The following is a 14,647-nucleotide window of genomic DNA, read 5'->3' as shown; positions in this document are numbered from 1 at the left end:
AGGTACTTGGTGGTGTATTTTATGATAGTAAAGATGGATTATTTTAACTAAAAATGGTTTTAATATGCAAAAATTAGGAAATTTATCAGTGAACAAATTTTTTAGGAGGAGTGTTTCCATGTCAACTGCAATTCGTGAAAGGTTAAGCTCTGAGGGTGTTTCGAATTTGCGGACGGCTGCTGTACTGGAGTTTACGGAAGAGGTTTTTGAATCAGATAACTATCGGACCCTGGAAGTACTCACCCCAGAATTGCATTACCTGTATATCGTAAATATCAATGACCGCACGTTGACGATTTTGACCATTTCTGAAGATTTGGCTGTTACAAAGGAAACCTTGTTTACGGACCGGATTATATCCATGAAGGAATACTTTGACGACTATAGCCTTGTAGATAACACACCTCCTCACAAACTGGAAATGGTATTCTTAAATGGAACTAAGATTGAAATTGAACCTGGCTTGTCCAAACTTCATGCTCAGAATTATCAGGAACCGTCCATTGTTAATCAGGTGAGTGAAGAGTTTGAACATTTAATTGCTGCCATAAAAAACACAATTATTCTCTAAGAGAAAAGGAGCCGGGGTATCGGCTCCTTTTTTGTTAAACAGGAAAAGGTTATTTAGAAATAACGGGGCGTTTTGTTGATTAATATGTATTTACACTGTAGCTGGAAACTCCATAATTCTGATCATCGATATTTATGTACCAGTAGTCGAGATCGGTGTAGTTTTTATTCTCGTCGTAATATCCGTAGCATTGCACCCACTCGTATTGATCTCCTAATGTATTGCCTTGGTTATAACTGCCTTCCCGGCCGAAAATAATTTGGTCGCTTGCCCCTAGATATTGATAATTTCCGTAACCATCGGAAAGGGTGGCACCCCCGCGCAAATCATAATAGGCTCCGCCGGATCTCGAGCAGCGCCAATGGTTTCCCCATACTTTGTAATTCATGACCGTAATCGAATACAGCCATCCTGAGCCACCACCGCTTGATAAATATATGCCGTTTGGATTGCTGTCTTTGAGAGCAAATTCTGTCCATTGCCCCCGATCCCAATAACCAAAATTATCATAACCGTAAGAATTCGAGCTGAATTGATAAACAACTTGGCCATCGATCAAGTGAGTACCGTCACTATTTGTTTGTGTCGCACCGTTGTAAATATAGACATGTGAGTTTGCCATCTATAATTTCCTCCTCTTCATTTTCACATTGACTTTATAAGAAAGCGCATATTAAAGGTAGCTTTATAAAATTCTTTCACCGAGTTTTCTTCAATGGCTTTATTAAAATGGTGTTTGGCCTCCTCAGCCAACTCATTCAAAGGTGAATTTGTGGAGAGCTGCAGCAGCTCGTCAATATGAGAAATCTTGGTCTGTACCTGGCTTTTTAGTTCTTTTTCAGGATATTGGCCTTTAGGATAGCGGCCGCTGAGGGCATCGGTCGCAATTCCTCTTATCAGCTGTGCGATCCGCTGTTTACGTTCGAGTGGTGTTTTCGGGTTTTTTATAGTCCCAGCAGGGATGACGCTTCCGTTCCCTATGTACGTGACTATTGATTTTACGGTGTTTTCCGGAATAGCATCAGATTTCAACTGTGGTTCTGCAGGCGTCTTTTCATAGTCTAAGTCATTGATCATTTCATATAATTTGCCTTCCACTTTCATGACAGGCTGGGGTTTATGTACGATCTCTCCATGCGAAGCTTTCGCATGATAATCTTCATTCATGCTCGCTTCTATACCGGATACCTTTTTTTCTCCTTTCTTTTTTTCTTGATTCCAAAAGCTCTTTAAGAAGTATCCATCTGCATCAGCTTTCGTTAACCCAATACTGCAGACAGCTGCTAATAAAAAAGCGATCGTAAGAAAAACGAGTTTCTTTCTCATAGTTCCTCCTATTATTGAAAAAACTGGAATGGAAATCGGTCAATTTGCAGGGGATATTCTTCATACATAAGTGTAACAAAATCCTATTCCTGGAGAAACTCTTCGATTTAAATAAGTAACGTCCAGCAAAAAGAAATCACTTATCTGCAGGATAAAAGCAGACAATGAATTTGGGTCTGTGATACAAGAGTATTAGTCAATATAAAATCCGAATGAAGGTGAACTTAGTACGATAAGACTTCACCCTCGTTCGGATTATTAGGTTCATTCAACTTCAATTTCTTATAGGTGATGGGACCATGGCCGCTCCGACAGAAGATTTCCCTACCCTTCATTGTTCGTCTTTAGAAGGGGGATTTATGTCCCGGCCTCTACTTCAAAAATTAATGATCGGTATTTGTGCCCCCAAGCTCTTTTCCAAGCAGAACTATGGACTGGTTGATACGCCAAATATAGTAGAGATGATGAATTAAATCACCTTTAGACTGGTGTCGTCCTGGTGCCAGACGTTCAATGGCTTCCCGTTCTTTTTTTAAGGAATAGTGCTTTGGAGCGTGGGCTTTTCCTCTGATCAAACGTTTTAAATGCTCTAGATTATGACTCGTTTTTTCTTCAATGTCTCGGAATACTTCGATTAACTCGCCGGGATAATCAAATTCTTTTTGGTAGGAAGAGGCTACGAGATGCTTCGCATAGTAGTTCATCGCCGTAAAAATGGTGATCCATCTTGATATGCTTGACTGGCTGAACATACCGGGGCGCTGGAGAAGGGACTGTGCTTCATCCTTAATGACCTGCAGGTTCTGGTCGAGTGTAAAGGCACGATCTGCAAGCTTTTTAACATTTACCGGCTCGTGAAAACGTTTGACATAATCCCGGATGTAGGGTGACAGTTCATCAATGTAATCCACCAGTGCATCATCGACTTTGTCTCTTGTGCGCTTGGGTAAAATGAATGCAGATACACCTAAGGCTATGGCAGCTCCTGCAATAGTGTCGAGCACGCGGGCTCCGAGGAGAGACAGGCTGATTCCTCCGAGCAGCAAATCATACATAAAGGCAATCAGCATCGTGATGAACATACTCATTAATGTATAGGATACAGAAAATAGATAAAAGGCAAAAAACACCTCTACAAATAGTAAGCCAATTTCAAGCACAGAATGTCCGGAGACGAACTGGGCCAGGAAAAAGCCAATAACAGCTCCGATTACTGTGCCCAAGGAGCGCTGCAGTCCTTTCACATATGTTCTTCCAACGGAGTCCGTACCTAACTGCACAATAAATGTAGTCAGTACAACCCAGTAAGGCTGAGCAGGAGAAATTAAATACCCTACCACAATGGCAATTCCGCCAGCGATTAATGCTTGAATCGCTTTTTTTGTAGTGGGCTTGAGTCCCTTCTCTTCTTTCGAGTCTGTTTCTTCCGCTTCCTTTTCATCCTCTTGATCTTCTTTTGGCGTTCTCTTTAAGTGTAAAGAGGTTTGAATGGAAGCCGCTCCTTCGATTACGTGGTTGGCAATGGACTCAATTCTCCTAATTAAATAGAGCCATCCTTTAGAAGCAGTTTCCGCTTGATGAAGTCGTTCAGCTAAATCCAGACGCAACGCTTGCACCGCTTTTTCTGCTTCCTGTAAGTGCTGTTCTTTATAATTTTGAGCAAGAACTTCCGCGTCTCTTAATGACTTTACGACCCAAATCAGCAGTTTTTTTAATTCTTCCGCTTCCAATGCCTCCGCTTTTTTTAATTGCTGTACTGAATCGGTGAGCGTCTCCATCAGCATTGCAGTATCAAACACGTACAGACGCAGTTGAGAAGTGCTGAGTCCGGGCCACACCTGCCGCACATCTTGATCGCTTAAATCCACAGATACATTCCGGGCGTATTCACCTAGTTTGGCATTGTTTTTCTTCAAACTTTTCAAACGCTTTTTGCTCGTCTTAGGATCTTCCATTAAGGAGATGAGGATTTGAAAAGTCAGGTTTGCCTGAATGTGAAAGGAACGCATGCTGCCTTTTAATATTTGCGCTGAATCCTTGAAAATAACAAAGTTATATAAGAAGGCATAGCAGATCCCTATCGCCACGCCCAGATAAAACCACGGCAGCTGGACGGGGGAGAGCTTAAGAATGGAAGAAAAATAAAGAGTCATAAATCCAATCATGCCAAGTGAAAAATATCGGCTTCCATACTTAGAAAAATAAAAGGCGCAGAATATTACCGCTACCATTACGGTACCTATCAAAATAGCGTTGCTTGACAGTAATGAACCTGCGGTAATCCCCAATGAAGCGGAGACGGCTAGCAGAACTGTTGTCAGTTGTTTCTTTTGCTTTGTATCATCCATCACAACCATGATGCCCATTAATCCTGCCATACCGGATACTATGGCTGGTGTAAAAAGAGATTGTCCACTTCCATGCAAAATCAAAAGAGTTGTAAATATGGCTGAAATAAGACTGATTGTTGCTTTGCCCGCTTGATTTAATCGTTTTCGGCCAGGATCAGCAGCAAGAAATCTCGACAGCCAGTAATTATTTCTATGAAGGTGTCTAATGGTTATCAACCCTTTTTACTTTTTTCTTACTTTCTAATGGTAAGTGGAGGAAGAAATCAATTCAACTAATTACGTTTAAGGGATGAAAAAGGGGGAGCATAAAAAAGAGGGAAATGATCATCCTAAGGAGTAATACTAATCTTTAAGTTCCAACCAATGCAGATAAAGTGAACTAAAGAACCCTCCAACATGGAACCATAATTCGAAAGCAGCTGGTTCGTTTTTAATTAGGAGGAGGTGGAGAGCAAATGGATGCCAAATTTCTTTTAGACGTCTTAAACTTTTCCATTGATGCCCTTAACTTGATCGCTTTTCTTATTTTCTCAACAATCCTCGTTTTCCAGTCGAATCGTAAACCGGACAAATAGGAAGAAAGAGATAATTATCGTGTATAAAACTCATTCAACATGTGGAGAACGTTACGTTCATCTGCATGTTTTTTATTGTGCCCTTTTCAGAACAAATAAGGATCACTCTTGTTAAGTGATCCAATTGTCTAACTGGTATAGAAAAAACTGTAATAAATACCTGTGATGAGTAAATAAAGGCAGATTAGGACGAGGACAATAAGCAAGAGGGTAAATCCTTTTTTTGTCGTACTTACGACAAGCGCATTATTTGGGTCGAATAAATAACTCCATAGGATAAGTCCAATTAAGGCAAGCATACATATACCGAGGAATAAATTGATCAATGAGCTCCCTCCTTTCAATTTCACAGAAAATAGCTTATGTATGGAAAGCTAAAGTGCTAAAGGTTATCCATAAAATGATTCTATTGAACTAGTTTAACATTACGTATCTATACGTATACTATGATTAATTTAACGAGGGTTGCAGGTCCCTTATAAATCTATGTAAATATAAAGTTAAAATTTCGACAAAAAAACGTAAATTTTTTATTGCACTGATTTGAGAGGATTGTTATAATTACAAATATCACTTTGAATGACTCTTCACAATGTCTTTTGAAGGGATCATTTTCTGAATTCCCCTCGGAGTTGGGGACATGTAAAAACGAGGCTAATGAAACTATTTAAACGCGGGTGTAGTTTAATGGTAAAACCTCAGCCTTCCAAGCTGATGACGAGGGTTCGATTCCCTTCATCCGCTCCATAGATCTTTTCACAAAAGATCTGCTGCATTAATATATTTATAACTACGTGAGCCAACGCAGTGTTTCGTTTATTGACCAACGAAGCATTGCGTTTTTTACTGCTGGAATTCGGATACATCCTTTACTAGAAACTGTTTAATTGGAGGAATATCTATGAACCATTTACAGAAACAATTACAGCAAATCGATGGAAAGAGCTATAAAGCGTATAAGCAGATTCAAGGAGCTTACTCTTTTCCAGATTACGAATTATTGATTGATTACGTACAAGGGGATCCTTTTGCCGCTCCATCCAAGATCAGAGTAAAGGTACCTACCCAGAAAAGATCTATCAAACAGGAATGGAAGCAGGATTTATGGCGAAGGATGTATGTAGAAGATGTGATCAACCGGAAAGTTGCGAAGACACTTTCCCGGACACACGCTAACGTCAAAGGATCAGGGAAAAGTGGCATGGTAGCGATTGACAGGCCGGGACAGGAGATAATCGATAGAACGGCTGTCACCATCAACGAAGATGATGTAACGATTTGTTTAACGGTAGGACTTCCTGCCAATGGACGGCGCATCAATGGAAAACAAGCAGAAAAGCTTTTTTTCACAGTGCTGCCAGATGTTCTGAAGGATTCTATATTTACGATTAAAGAGGAAGAAATGGAGAAGGCGAGCCAGCTGGCAGACCAGCACCAGGCAATACGGAAAGAAATGAAAAAGAATGATTGGATCGCATTTATTGCCAATGATGCTGTTCTCCCACGGGAGAGTGGCATTAGCGACAGACCTATGAAGCAGGCGGTTCCATTTAAAAGCCCGAAAGAAAATGAAGTTTCTTTTTCCATCCCTCACAGAGAGGAGCCGCTCACTGGAATGGCGTTGAGCAAAGGAATTGTTCTCATCGTCGGCGGCGGTTATCATGGAAAAAGTACCCTGTTGAATGCAGTAGAACGCGGGGTGTATCCTCATATCAAGGGTGACGGAAGAGAATACGTTCTGACCGATCCAAATGCAGTGAAAGTACGGGCAGAGGATGGTCGCCAAGTGAGCGGGGTGGATATTTCGCCTTTCATTAAAAATCTTCCGCATGGCACTGATACCTCTCATTTTTCCACCGAAAATGCGAGTGGAAGCACGTCACAAGCTGCTAATGTCATAGAAGCTCTTGAGGCCGGAGCCGGGAGCCTGCTCATTGACGAAGACACAAGTGCCACCAATTTTATGATCAGAGATGAACGCATGCAAAAGCTCGTAGTGAAAGAAAAAGAGCCGATTACTCCTTTTATTGATAAAATTCAACAAATGCGCGATGATTTGGATGTCTCGACGGTTTTAGTTATGGGGGATCCGGCGATTATTTCCAAGTCGCAGACGATGTGATTATGATGGACCAATATCTCCCTTACAATGTAACGGACGAAGCGAAGAAAATTGCCAGTGAATACCCGAGCAAGCGTCAGTCAGAAACGGAACAGCATTTTGGAGAGCTTTCTGAAAGAGCCTTTCTTCCGCAAAGTATTCAAGCGAAAAGAGGAAAAAAAGAAAAAGTCCAGGCTAAAGGACGCACCTCAATATTGATGGGAAGAACCGAGATCTCACTTGATAGCGTAGAACAGCTGGTAGATCCTTCCCAAACCCGTCTCATTGCTGATTTACTCATGCATCTCGATAAAAAGAATGCTCTTAGTAACGAGCGTTCTTTAAACGAATTGTTGAATGATATTGAAGAACAGCTGGACAAGCAGGGATTAGCTTCTATTGCTCCATTTAAAGATCAGCACCCAGGAGAGCTTGCCCGGCCAAGACGTTTTGAGATTGCCGCTGCACTTAACAGGATGAGAACGGCTAAAGTGAAAAACCTATAATGGAAAGGAGGAGCCAGGGTGGTTGATTTTCATCAATTTAAGCAGGAAGTTATTGATTACAGTAAAGAAATAGGTGTAGATAAGATTGGGTTTGCCTCGGTGGATGTATTTGGAGAGTTAAAATCCCGTTTACAAACGCAGCAGGAATTTGGTTATCAGTCCGGATTCGAAAAAGGCACGATTGATGAGCGGACTGAACCAGTACGTTTACTGCCGGAAGCCCAGTCCATCATTTCTATTGCCCTGGCTTACCCTTCCAAAATGAGCGACGCCCCAAAAAGCAGAAAAGGGGAACGGCGGGGTATTTTTTGCCGAGCTTCTTGGGGAAGAGATTACCACGATGTCCTTAGAGAGAAATTAAATAAAATTGGCTCCTTTTTACAAAAGCATTTTCCTGAGGTACAAATGAAATCCATGGTAGATACAGGCGAGCTTTCAGACCGAGCTGTAGCTGAGCGGGCAGGAATAGGCTTCAGCGGTAAGAATTGCGCCGTTATCACTCCGGAGTTTGGTTCATATGTATATTTAGGAGAAATTGTTACCAATATTCCATTTGCTCCTGATGAACCTGTGGAGGATAGCTGCGGAGATTGCAATATCTGTGTAGATACCTGCCCAACAGGGGCGCTCGTTCAAGGCGGTCAGCTGAATGCTCAGCGCTGTATTGCCTTCCTAACTCAGACAAAAGACTTTTTGCCGGATGAATTTCGTACTAAAATCGGTAACCGCTTATATGGGTGCGATACATGTCAGACGGTTTGCCCAAAAAATAAAAAGAAAGATTTTCATAACCATGTGGAATTTGAGCCTGATCCTGACGTGGTGAAGCCGAAGCTGATACCGTTATTATCCATTTCAAACCGTGAATTTAAAAACACTTATGGGCCTATGTCCGGTTCCTGGAGAGGGAAAAAGCCAATTCAGCGGAATGCGATTATCGCGCTCGCCCACTATAAAGAGCAATCATCTGTACCTGAACTAATCAGGCTGATGAACGAGGATCCACGACCGGTTATACGAGGAACAGCTGCCTGGGGATTAGGAAAAATAGGGACAGCAGAGTGCTTTGAAGAGATTGAAAAAGCTATGGAACTTGAGAAGGACGAACAGGTGGTCTATGAAATGAAAAAAGGACTAGAATTTCAGAAAATTTGACCATTTGTACCTTTTCATAGAGAAGGGACTTTTGTATAATAGAAAAAAATGTTAAAGAAGGGGTTAACGTATGAACCACCGTTCTTTTTTGTACTACAACTCATTTGATACCCCTATAGGGACGATGACGGTACTTGCAAATGATGAAGGAGTCTGCCGGATCGATTATGGAGATTATGATGAGCGGATGGCTGCCATTCAGGCTTGGAAAAAGAAACATTTCCTTAATGGCGAACTCGTATATGATCCTGAACAACGGTATGTGGAGCAGACACGAAAAGAGATTGATGAATATTTTCAAGGTAAGAGAACGGAGTTTACGGTTCCGCTGAACTGCTATGGAACGGATTTCCAAAGAAGAGTTTGGAGAACGCTCCTTCACAGCGTTCCTTTCGGGGAAACGCGTTCTTATAAAGATATAGCAGAGGCGCTTTCAACTCCAAAAGCCGTCAGGGCAGTTGGAGGAGCGGTTAACCAGAACCCATTCTCCATTATTGTTCCCTGTCACCGAATTATTGGCAGTAACGGAAAGCTTGTCGGCTATGCAGGCGGTTTGGAGAAGAAACAACAGTTGTTAACCTTTGAAACGGATCATGTCGTTGTAGATGCAAAGCAATAAACCATCCTTACTCAGAGGAGAAGGATGGTTTTTTTGTATGGATTCCTTTCTTACATCATAAGATGGGGTAGGGGGGATGAGCTATGGAAACAACGACTAGGAAGCTGCAATTGTACTGGGAAAAAATCATCGATCAGCTGGAAACCCAATCTGAAGAAAAATGGCTAACAAAAAAAATAGAGGGATTCAAAGAGCGCGGCCAAATGCTTGAGCGTTCTACCTTTCATATAAAGCCTTACCACAGATTTCGCTATGATCAAACATCCGAGCTTCAGTACATGCTTACCTTATCCTTATTAATTAAAGATCAGCGTCATTATTTTTTGGAAGAAGGGATCTACCATGGCAAGGCCGTCTTTGAAAAAGACAAGCTCGCCAGTCAAATGATTAAAACAGAGGAACCTTCAACGGAAATGAACGTCAAGGAAACCAGCTTTGTCGATAAAGAAACAAGTCAGCGTGTCCGCTTTAAATATAATCGCAGGGAAGCTGTCCGCTATGCTGAACGCTGGTGGGACAGCTATAATCCTTCTTACCATCATTTTGAAGTGGATTGTACCAATTATATTTCACAGTGTCTGCGTGCTGGCGGAGCTCCAATGTGGGGGATGTCAAACCGAAGTAAAGGCTGGTGGTACAGTGGCAGCAGCTGGAGCTACAGCTGGGCGGTTGCTAATGCGCTCCGCTGGTACTTAAGCGGCTCCAGACAAGGTTTGACGGCGACGGAAGTTTCCAGTCCTGAGCAGCTTTCGCTTGGCGATGTGATTTGTTACGACTTTCAAGGCAATGGACGTTTTGACCATAACACGATTGTAGTCCATAAAGATACGCAGGGCATGCCGCTTGTCAACGCCCATACGACTAACAGCAGACACCGCTATTGGAGCTATTTAGATTCAACAGCCTACACACCTGACATTCAATATAAATTTTTTCATATTGATGGTTAGAAGGTATGATATAATAGTCAAGTTGACTATGTATTTTTATAGAGGTGAACTTGAATGCCGAATCATATCGTACTGTTTCAACCTGAAATTCCAGCCAATACGGGGAACATAGCGAGAACCTGTCTTGCTACAGACACAAGTCTTCACTTAATACGGCCCTTAGGTTTTTCCACAGATGATAAGATGGTCCGCCGCGCCGGTCTTGACTATTGGCAGGAAGTGACCATTCATTATTATGATTCCATAGAAGATCTATATAAAACGTTTCCTCACGGAGAGTATTTTTATCTGGAGAATTTCGGCACGCGGTCCTATGCCGATTTTGATTTTAATAAGACTGACAAGGACCTTCTTTTTGTGTTTGGAAGGGAAAGCAATGGCATTCCCCGCGAACTGCTGGCCGGTCTTGAAGACCGTTGTCTGCGGATTCCGATGACAGAAAAGGTACGTTCTTTGAACCTTTCTAATACGGCTTCTATCATTATTTTTGAAGTATTGAAACAGCAGGGGTTTCCGAATTTAATAAAATGACCTTTTGAGGAAGGTAAAATGGGTCAGCAAAGAAGACACCTCCAAAATCCATGATCGATTTTTGGAGGTGTTTTTCTAATAGGAACAGGAAGATAGAGGGACAGGATTTAATTCCTGCGGCGGGAAGAACTATTATTGAGTCTTAACGTAAAGTAAATCACAATTCCTCCTGTGAAAGCGCCTAATCCTGTAGATAATCCTAAGCGAAAACCACTAATTATATAAACTACTACGAAAATGACGATCACAAGGATAATAGGTCCATACCATTCTTCCAATTGATCCCCTCACTTTTTGATTTTCTCGTTAAAATGGTCAACCCTGGTCCAGCTTAAAGAAACGAGTGGTTCCCATAGAAAAATCGCACCCGGCTCAGGGTGCGATTTTTTAAGTATTTATTTTTTTGGTGATCCTGCTTTCTCATCGTAACCCGCAGCAAAGATGGAAACGAGGTAGGTTACACAGACGAGAATGATAATCGTAAGCTTCATGCTGGCTGCCTCCTTTGTAATCAATACAGACAAGCGTTTCTGCTTGTTATTATACCTCAAATTGTCATTCATGTGAATTCCAGCCGGAAGAAAATGCTTCCAGTTCAAGAAATATTCCACTTCTCTAGCCATCCGCCTATACGAAAAATAGGTGAAAGACATATGGTGAAGAGTAGGTGAATAACCAGGAATTGAAATGGGGGAAGAGAATGGATCAATTTCAATACCAATATCCTTACCATCAGGATTTTTATTATGTAGATGAAGAACGACAATTCCACGGACCAGGTTACGAAGGAGAAGACAGCCGCTTCTTTGGGCTTCCATTTGTTGGAGGGTTTTTAGGCGGATTCTTAGGCAGTGCGATTGCCAGACCACCGATCTATGGGTATGGTGGATTTGGTTACGGAGGATTTGGATATCCTTACGGTGGTTTCGGGTACCCTGGATATTTTTGGTAAGAAAAAAGTCGCCTGAACAAGGCGACTTTTTACATAGAGTCCGGTAATGGAAGAGATTCAGGTGCTGGTAAGGGATCAGGGTTTACCGGCTCAGGGTCCGGAGTCGGTTCCGGCTCTGGTTCAGGTTGAGGTTCTGGCTCTGGTTCTGGGTTCGAGGTGTCTCCACCGTTATTTGATCCATCATCCTGATTCCCCTGGTCGTTATCCTGGTCATTTTCATCACCGACGCCTGTTTGGTCATCAGGTTCTTCTGAAGGCTGTGAGCTGTCAGAGTCATCGTTTTCAGCGGGAGGACTTGATTGAGAACCCCCATTATGATGGGCAGGGGGTGAATAACTATCGCTCGAGGAATTTCCTGACGAGCTCCAGCTGTCCGCTTCTCCCTGACCGCTGCCCGTCTCTTCTGTATCAGCAGCAGGACTGCTCTCTTCATCTTCTTCTGTAATGATTTCCTCTTCAGTAGGTACATCTTCTGTTTCCTTTATTAAGGAATCGGATTCTATCTCATCAAAGGGTTTTGCTTCTTTGTAGTCAGGAACCTTTTCTTCAATTTCTTTCTGGCCGTCTTTCATATGTAAACGAAGCTCTGCTTCTTCGTCTGGCGTGACGTTCGTAAACGAACCAGAAGTTCCGCAAGCCGATAGGAAACATAATGGAAAGAAAAGAATCAGTGGTATAACATGCACTTTCACCGGCGTACTCACTCCTCTCTAGGTAATTATTTATTGGAAATTTAAGGGTATGCAGACAAGCTTTGCCTACATTATACCATAGCTCCAAAAGCCATGGATGATAAAAAGGATGCCCAATTTGGACATCCTCTAAGCTGCTTTGTTAGAAGTTTGTTTTATCAAGAACTTCTCCCTGGGATTCATACCCTTGCATATATTTAATGCGGCGCTGTGCGGAAGTTTCGTTTACTTGTTCATCGGCATGGTAGGAGGAGCGAACCATAGGGCCGGCTTCACAATGTTTAAAACCTTTTTCCATCGCGATCTGTTTTAGGTCCTCGAATTCATCAGGATGGTAGTAGCGTTCTACATTTAAATGCTTTTTCGTAGGCTGAAGGTATTGGCCGATGGTCATGATATCAACATTGTGAGCTAAGAGATCATCCATCGCTTGAAGAATTTCTTCTTTTTCTTCTCCAAGACCTACCATCAAGCTGGATTTAGTAGGCGTATTCGGGCGAATCTCCTTGACCCGGCGCAGCAGCTCTAAGGAACGGTCATACATAGCGCGGGCACGTACACGCTTCGTCAAGCGTCTGACAGTTTCGATATTGTGGTTGAAAATGTCCGGTTCCCCACCCATTAGAGTATGAAGACTATCGTAGTCTCCTTTCATGTCAGATGGAAGAATCTCTACGGTACATCCAGGTACACGGCGGCGGATAGCCCGGACTGTATCAGCAAACACGGCAGCCCCTCCATCATTTAAATCATCACGGGCAACAGCGGTAACGACTACGTGCTTCAGTCCCATAATTTCAACGGATTCCGCTACACGTTCCGGCTCGCCGAGGTCCAGTTCATTAGGAAGACCGGTTTTGACGGCACAGAAGCGGCATCCACGTGTACACGTATCCCCGAGAATCATAAAGGTTGCTGTTTTTCTTTCACTCCAGCATTCGTGGATATTAGGGCACCTTGCCTCTTCACAAACGGTGTTGAGCTTTTTATCACGCATAAGCTTCTTTAAGCCTGTGTAAGATTTATTCGTGTTGATTTTAATTTTGAGCCACTCAGGCTTCCTTATGTATTCATTCTTTTTAGACATATACTAACGTCCACTCCTTTATTAGCGTGCGTAGTTCCAATCATCATTATTGTAACGTGTTTCAGCGATCTTATAAACCTCATCCCACTGGTCACTAGTTAAGTTAAAGGGTTCGAAATTGATTCCTAAGCCTTTTTTAAAACCTTGTTCAAAAGCGGTTTTCGTATCTTCAAAAGAAACTTCACCATCAAGGATTGTGTTGATTGCGACAGCTTTATCACTAAAAGCGCGCTTTGCGCGTTCTTTTACCCGATCATTTTTATAAATAAACATATCGAATAGTTTTTCATCATCAACATCAATAGGAATGGACCCGTGCTGGAGTATGATGCCTCTTTTTCTAGTTTGGGCACTGCCGGCTGCTTTCTTTCCGTCCACAATCAGCTCATACCAGGAGGGTTCCTCAAAACATACGGCAGACCCAGTAGTACCCAGCTTTCCTTCCGGAACAGCAAAATCAGCGTGAATACCAAGGTTTCTAAACCCTTCTAAGAGGCCTTTAGAGATAACCAGATACGCATCTTTCACTGAAGGAGGCATTTCCGGGTGATCTTCTGAGACAATGACGCTGTATGTTAGTTCCTTATCATGTAAAACAGCACGTCCTCCGGTTTGCCGGCGCACGAGTTCAAATCCGTGACGTCTAATCCCGTCAAGGTCAATTCTGCCTTCGACTTTTTGGAAGTATCCAACTGAAAGACCTGCCGGATCCCATCCGTAAAAACGCAGAACTGGAGGGATTTTTTTATCGCGGTGCCAGTTCATAAGCGCTTCATCGAGCGCCATGTTCACTGCAGGTGTGCAGTATCCGGAATCGACATAATACCATGTTTCCATCATGTTGACCTTCTTTCCGAAATGTATTCCTTTACCTAGTTAAAATATACAGAATTCATTCTATCAAGGGTGAAAGGGAGTGTCAAAAGGTGATAGAATCATTAATAATCCAGTTATTAACAGCACAAGCAGAAGACGTCAATTATGCAAGTAGTGTAAACTGAGAAGAGGAGGCGAGTCCAATGAACCAAACGCTATTGTCTTGTATTCTTTTCTTCCTCAGCGCAGTTATTTGGGCAGTCCTGGCCTTTGTGTTTGAAGATTTGCGCTGGCTTAATCTACTTTTATTTGCTATTTTCTTAGTTTTGGCAATTGCCCAATTGAATCGGTATAAGCATGACAGTGAATTGGAAGACGATAGTGACTGATCCATTTGATCAGTCACTTATTTTAT

The 14,647-nt window shown here is 42.3% G+C and carries 16 protein-coding genes, 1 tRNA gene and 1 pseudogene; 9 read left to right on the top strand and 9 right to left on the bottom strand.

Annotated features, from left to right (window positions below):
- Positions 1 to 118: 118 nt before the first annotated feature.
- A complete protein-coding gene (locus tag MUN89_RS17250; protein WP_244708992.1) occupies positions 119 to 571 on the top strand; it encodes a hypothetical protein in 453 nt (150 codons plus the stop codon).
- 79 nt (positions 572 to 650) lie between these two features.
- On the opposite strand, the gene MUN89_RS17245 is transcribed toward MUN89_RS17250, so the two are convergent.
- The 4 genes from MUN89_RS17245 to MUN89_RS17230 all read right to left on the bottom strand — a co-directional run bounded on the left by MUN89_RS17245 (position 651) and on the right by MUN89_RS17230 (position 5,149).
- Entirely contained in the window at positions 651 to 1,193 is a 543-nt protein-coding gene (locus MUN89_RS17245) for a hypothetical protein (RefSeq protein WP_244708991.1), read from the bottom strand.
- Between the two features lie 23 nt (positions 1,194 to 1,216).
- Complete coding sequence (locus MUN89_RS17240) at positions 1,217 to 1,897, bottom strand: hypothetical protein (RefSeq protein WP_244708990.1); 681 nt, start codon at positions 1,895 to 1,897, stop codon at positions 1,217 to 1,219.
- Between the two features lie 383 nt (positions 1,898 to 2,280).
- Positions 2,281 to 4,464, bottom strand: a complete 2,184-nt coding sequence (locus tag MUN89_RS17235) for an FUSC family protein (protein ID WP_244708989.1) — start codon at positions 4,462 to 4,464, stop codon at positions 2,281 to 2,283.
- A gap of 487 nt (positions 4,465 to 4,951) precedes the next feature.
- Entirely contained in the window at positions 4,952 to 5,149 is a 198-nt protein-coding gene (locus tag MUN89_RS17230) for a hypothetical protein (RefSeq protein WP_244708988.1), read from the bottom strand.
- A gap of 347 nt (positions 5,150 to 5,496) precedes the next feature.
- Between MUN89_RS17230 and MUN89_RS17225 the strand changes: the two genes are divergently transcribed.
- From MUN89_RS17225 to MUN89_RS17200, 6 genes and pseudogenes are all read left to right on the top strand, one after another.
- Positions 5,497 to 5,570, top strand: a tRNA-Gly gene (locus tag MUN89_RS17225).
- A gap of 154 nt (positions 5,571 to 5,724) precedes the next feature.
- Positions 5,725 to 7,430: pseudogene (locus tag MUN89_RS17220) on the top strand (ABC-ATPase domain-containing protein).
- Positions 7,431 to 7,448: 18 nt separating this feature from the next.
- The gene (queG, locus tag MUN89_RS17215) at positions 7,449 to 8,585 is read left to right on the top strand and encodes a tRNA epoxyqueuosine(34) reductase QueG (RefSeq protein WP_244708987.1); all 1,137 of its coding nucleotides are present in this window, start codon (positions 7,449 to 7,451) and stop codon (positions 8,583 to 8,585) included.
- A gap of 70 nt (positions 8,586 to 8,655) precedes the next feature.
- Entirely contained in the window at positions 8,656 to 9,204 is a 549-nt protein-coding gene (locus MUN89_RS17210) for a methylated-DNA--[protein]-cysteine S-methyltransferase (protein WP_244708986.1), read from the top strand.
- Positions 9,205 to 9,287: 83 nt separating this feature from the next.
- Positions 9,288 to 10,154 carry an amidase domain-containing protein gene (locus tag MUN89_RS17205; protein WP_244708985.1) on the top strand — a complete coding sequence of 289 codons (867 nt, stop codon included), beginning with the start codon at positions 9,288 to 9,290 and terminating at the stop codon, positions 10,152 to 10,154.
- Positions 10,155 to 10,208: 54 nt separating this feature from the next.
- Complete coding sequence (locus MUN89_RS17200; RefSeq protein ID WP_244708984.1) at positions 10,209 to 10,685, top strand: tRNA (cytidine(34)-2'-O)-methyltransferase; 477 nt, start codon at positions 10,209 to 10,211, stop codon at positions 10,683 to 10,685.
- Positions 10,686 to 10,792: 107 nt separating this feature from the next.
- Here the strand turns inward: MUN89_RS17200 and MUN89_RS17195 are convergent, their stop codons facing one another.
- Together MUN89_RS17195 and MUN89_RS17190 are read right to left on the bottom strand one after the other, a co-directional pair.
- Positions 10,793 to 10,963, bottom strand: coding sequence for a hypothetical protein (locus MUN89_RS17195; protein ID WP_244708983.1), 171 nt, complete (start codon positions 10,961 to 10,963; stop codon positions 10,793 to 10,795).
- Positions 10,964 to 11,080: 117 nt separating this feature from the next.
- Positions 11,081 to 11,308 (bottom strand): hypothetical protein, encoded by a 228-nt coding sequence (locus MUN89_RS17190; protein WP_244708982.1) that lies wholly within the window; start codon positions 11,306 to 11,308, stop codon positions 11,081 to 11,083.
- A 77-nt stretch (positions 11,309 to 11,385) separates the two neighbouring features.
- Between MUN89_RS17190 and MUN89_RS17185 the strand changes: the two genes are divergently transcribed.
- A complete protein-coding gene (locus MUN89_RS17185) occupies positions 11,386 to 11,637 on the top strand; it encodes a hypothetical protein (RefSeq protein ID WP_244708981.1) in 252 nt (83 codons plus the stop codon).
- Positions 11,638 to 11,666: 29 nt separating this feature from the next.
- Here the strand turns inward: MUN89_RS17185 and MUN89_RS17180 are convergent, their stop codons facing one another.
- The 3 genes from MUN89_RS17180 to MUN89_RS17170 all read right to left on the bottom strand — a co-directional run bounded on the left by MUN89_RS17180 (position 11,667) and on the right by MUN89_RS17170 (position 14,256).
- Positions 11,667 to 12,329, bottom strand: a complete 663-nt coding sequence (locus MUN89_RS17180; protein ID WP_244708980.1) for an outer membrane protein assembly factor BamD — start codon at positions 12,327 to 12,329, stop codon at positions 11,667 to 11,669.
- 142 nt (positions 12,330 to 12,471) lie between these two features.
- Positions 12,472 to 13,416, bottom strand: a complete 945-nt coding sequence (gene lipA, locus MUN89_RS17175; protein WP_244708979.1) for a lipoyl synthase — start codon at positions 13,414 to 13,416, stop codon at positions 12,472 to 12,474.
- Between the two features lie 21 nt (positions 13,417 to 13,437).
- Positions 13,438 to 14,256 (bottom strand): lipoate--protein ligase family protein, encoded by an 819-nt coding sequence (locus MUN89_RS17170; protein WP_244708978.1) that lies wholly within the window; start codon positions 14,254 to 14,256, stop codon positions 13,438 to 13,440.
- 179 nt (positions 14,257 to 14,435) lie between these two features.
- Between MUN89_RS17170 and MUN89_RS17165 the strand changes: the two genes are divergently transcribed.
- The gene (locus MUN89_RS17165; protein ID WP_244708977.1) at positions 14,436 to 14,621 is read left to right on the top strand and encodes a hypothetical protein; all 186 of its coding nucleotides are present in this window, start codon (positions 14,436 to 14,438) and stop codon (positions 14,619 to 14,621) included.
- Positions 14,622 to 14,647 lie beyond the last annotated feature (26 nt).

The sequence above is a fragment of the Halobacillus salinarum genome (assembly GCF_022919095.1).
Classification (GTDB): Bacteria; Bacillota; Bacilli; order Bacillales; family Halobacillaceae; genus Halobacillus_B; species Halobacillus_B salinarum.
The sequence above is the reverse complement of the archived record's forward strand: the minus strand, read 5'-3'. Positions and strand labels throughout refer to the sequence as shown.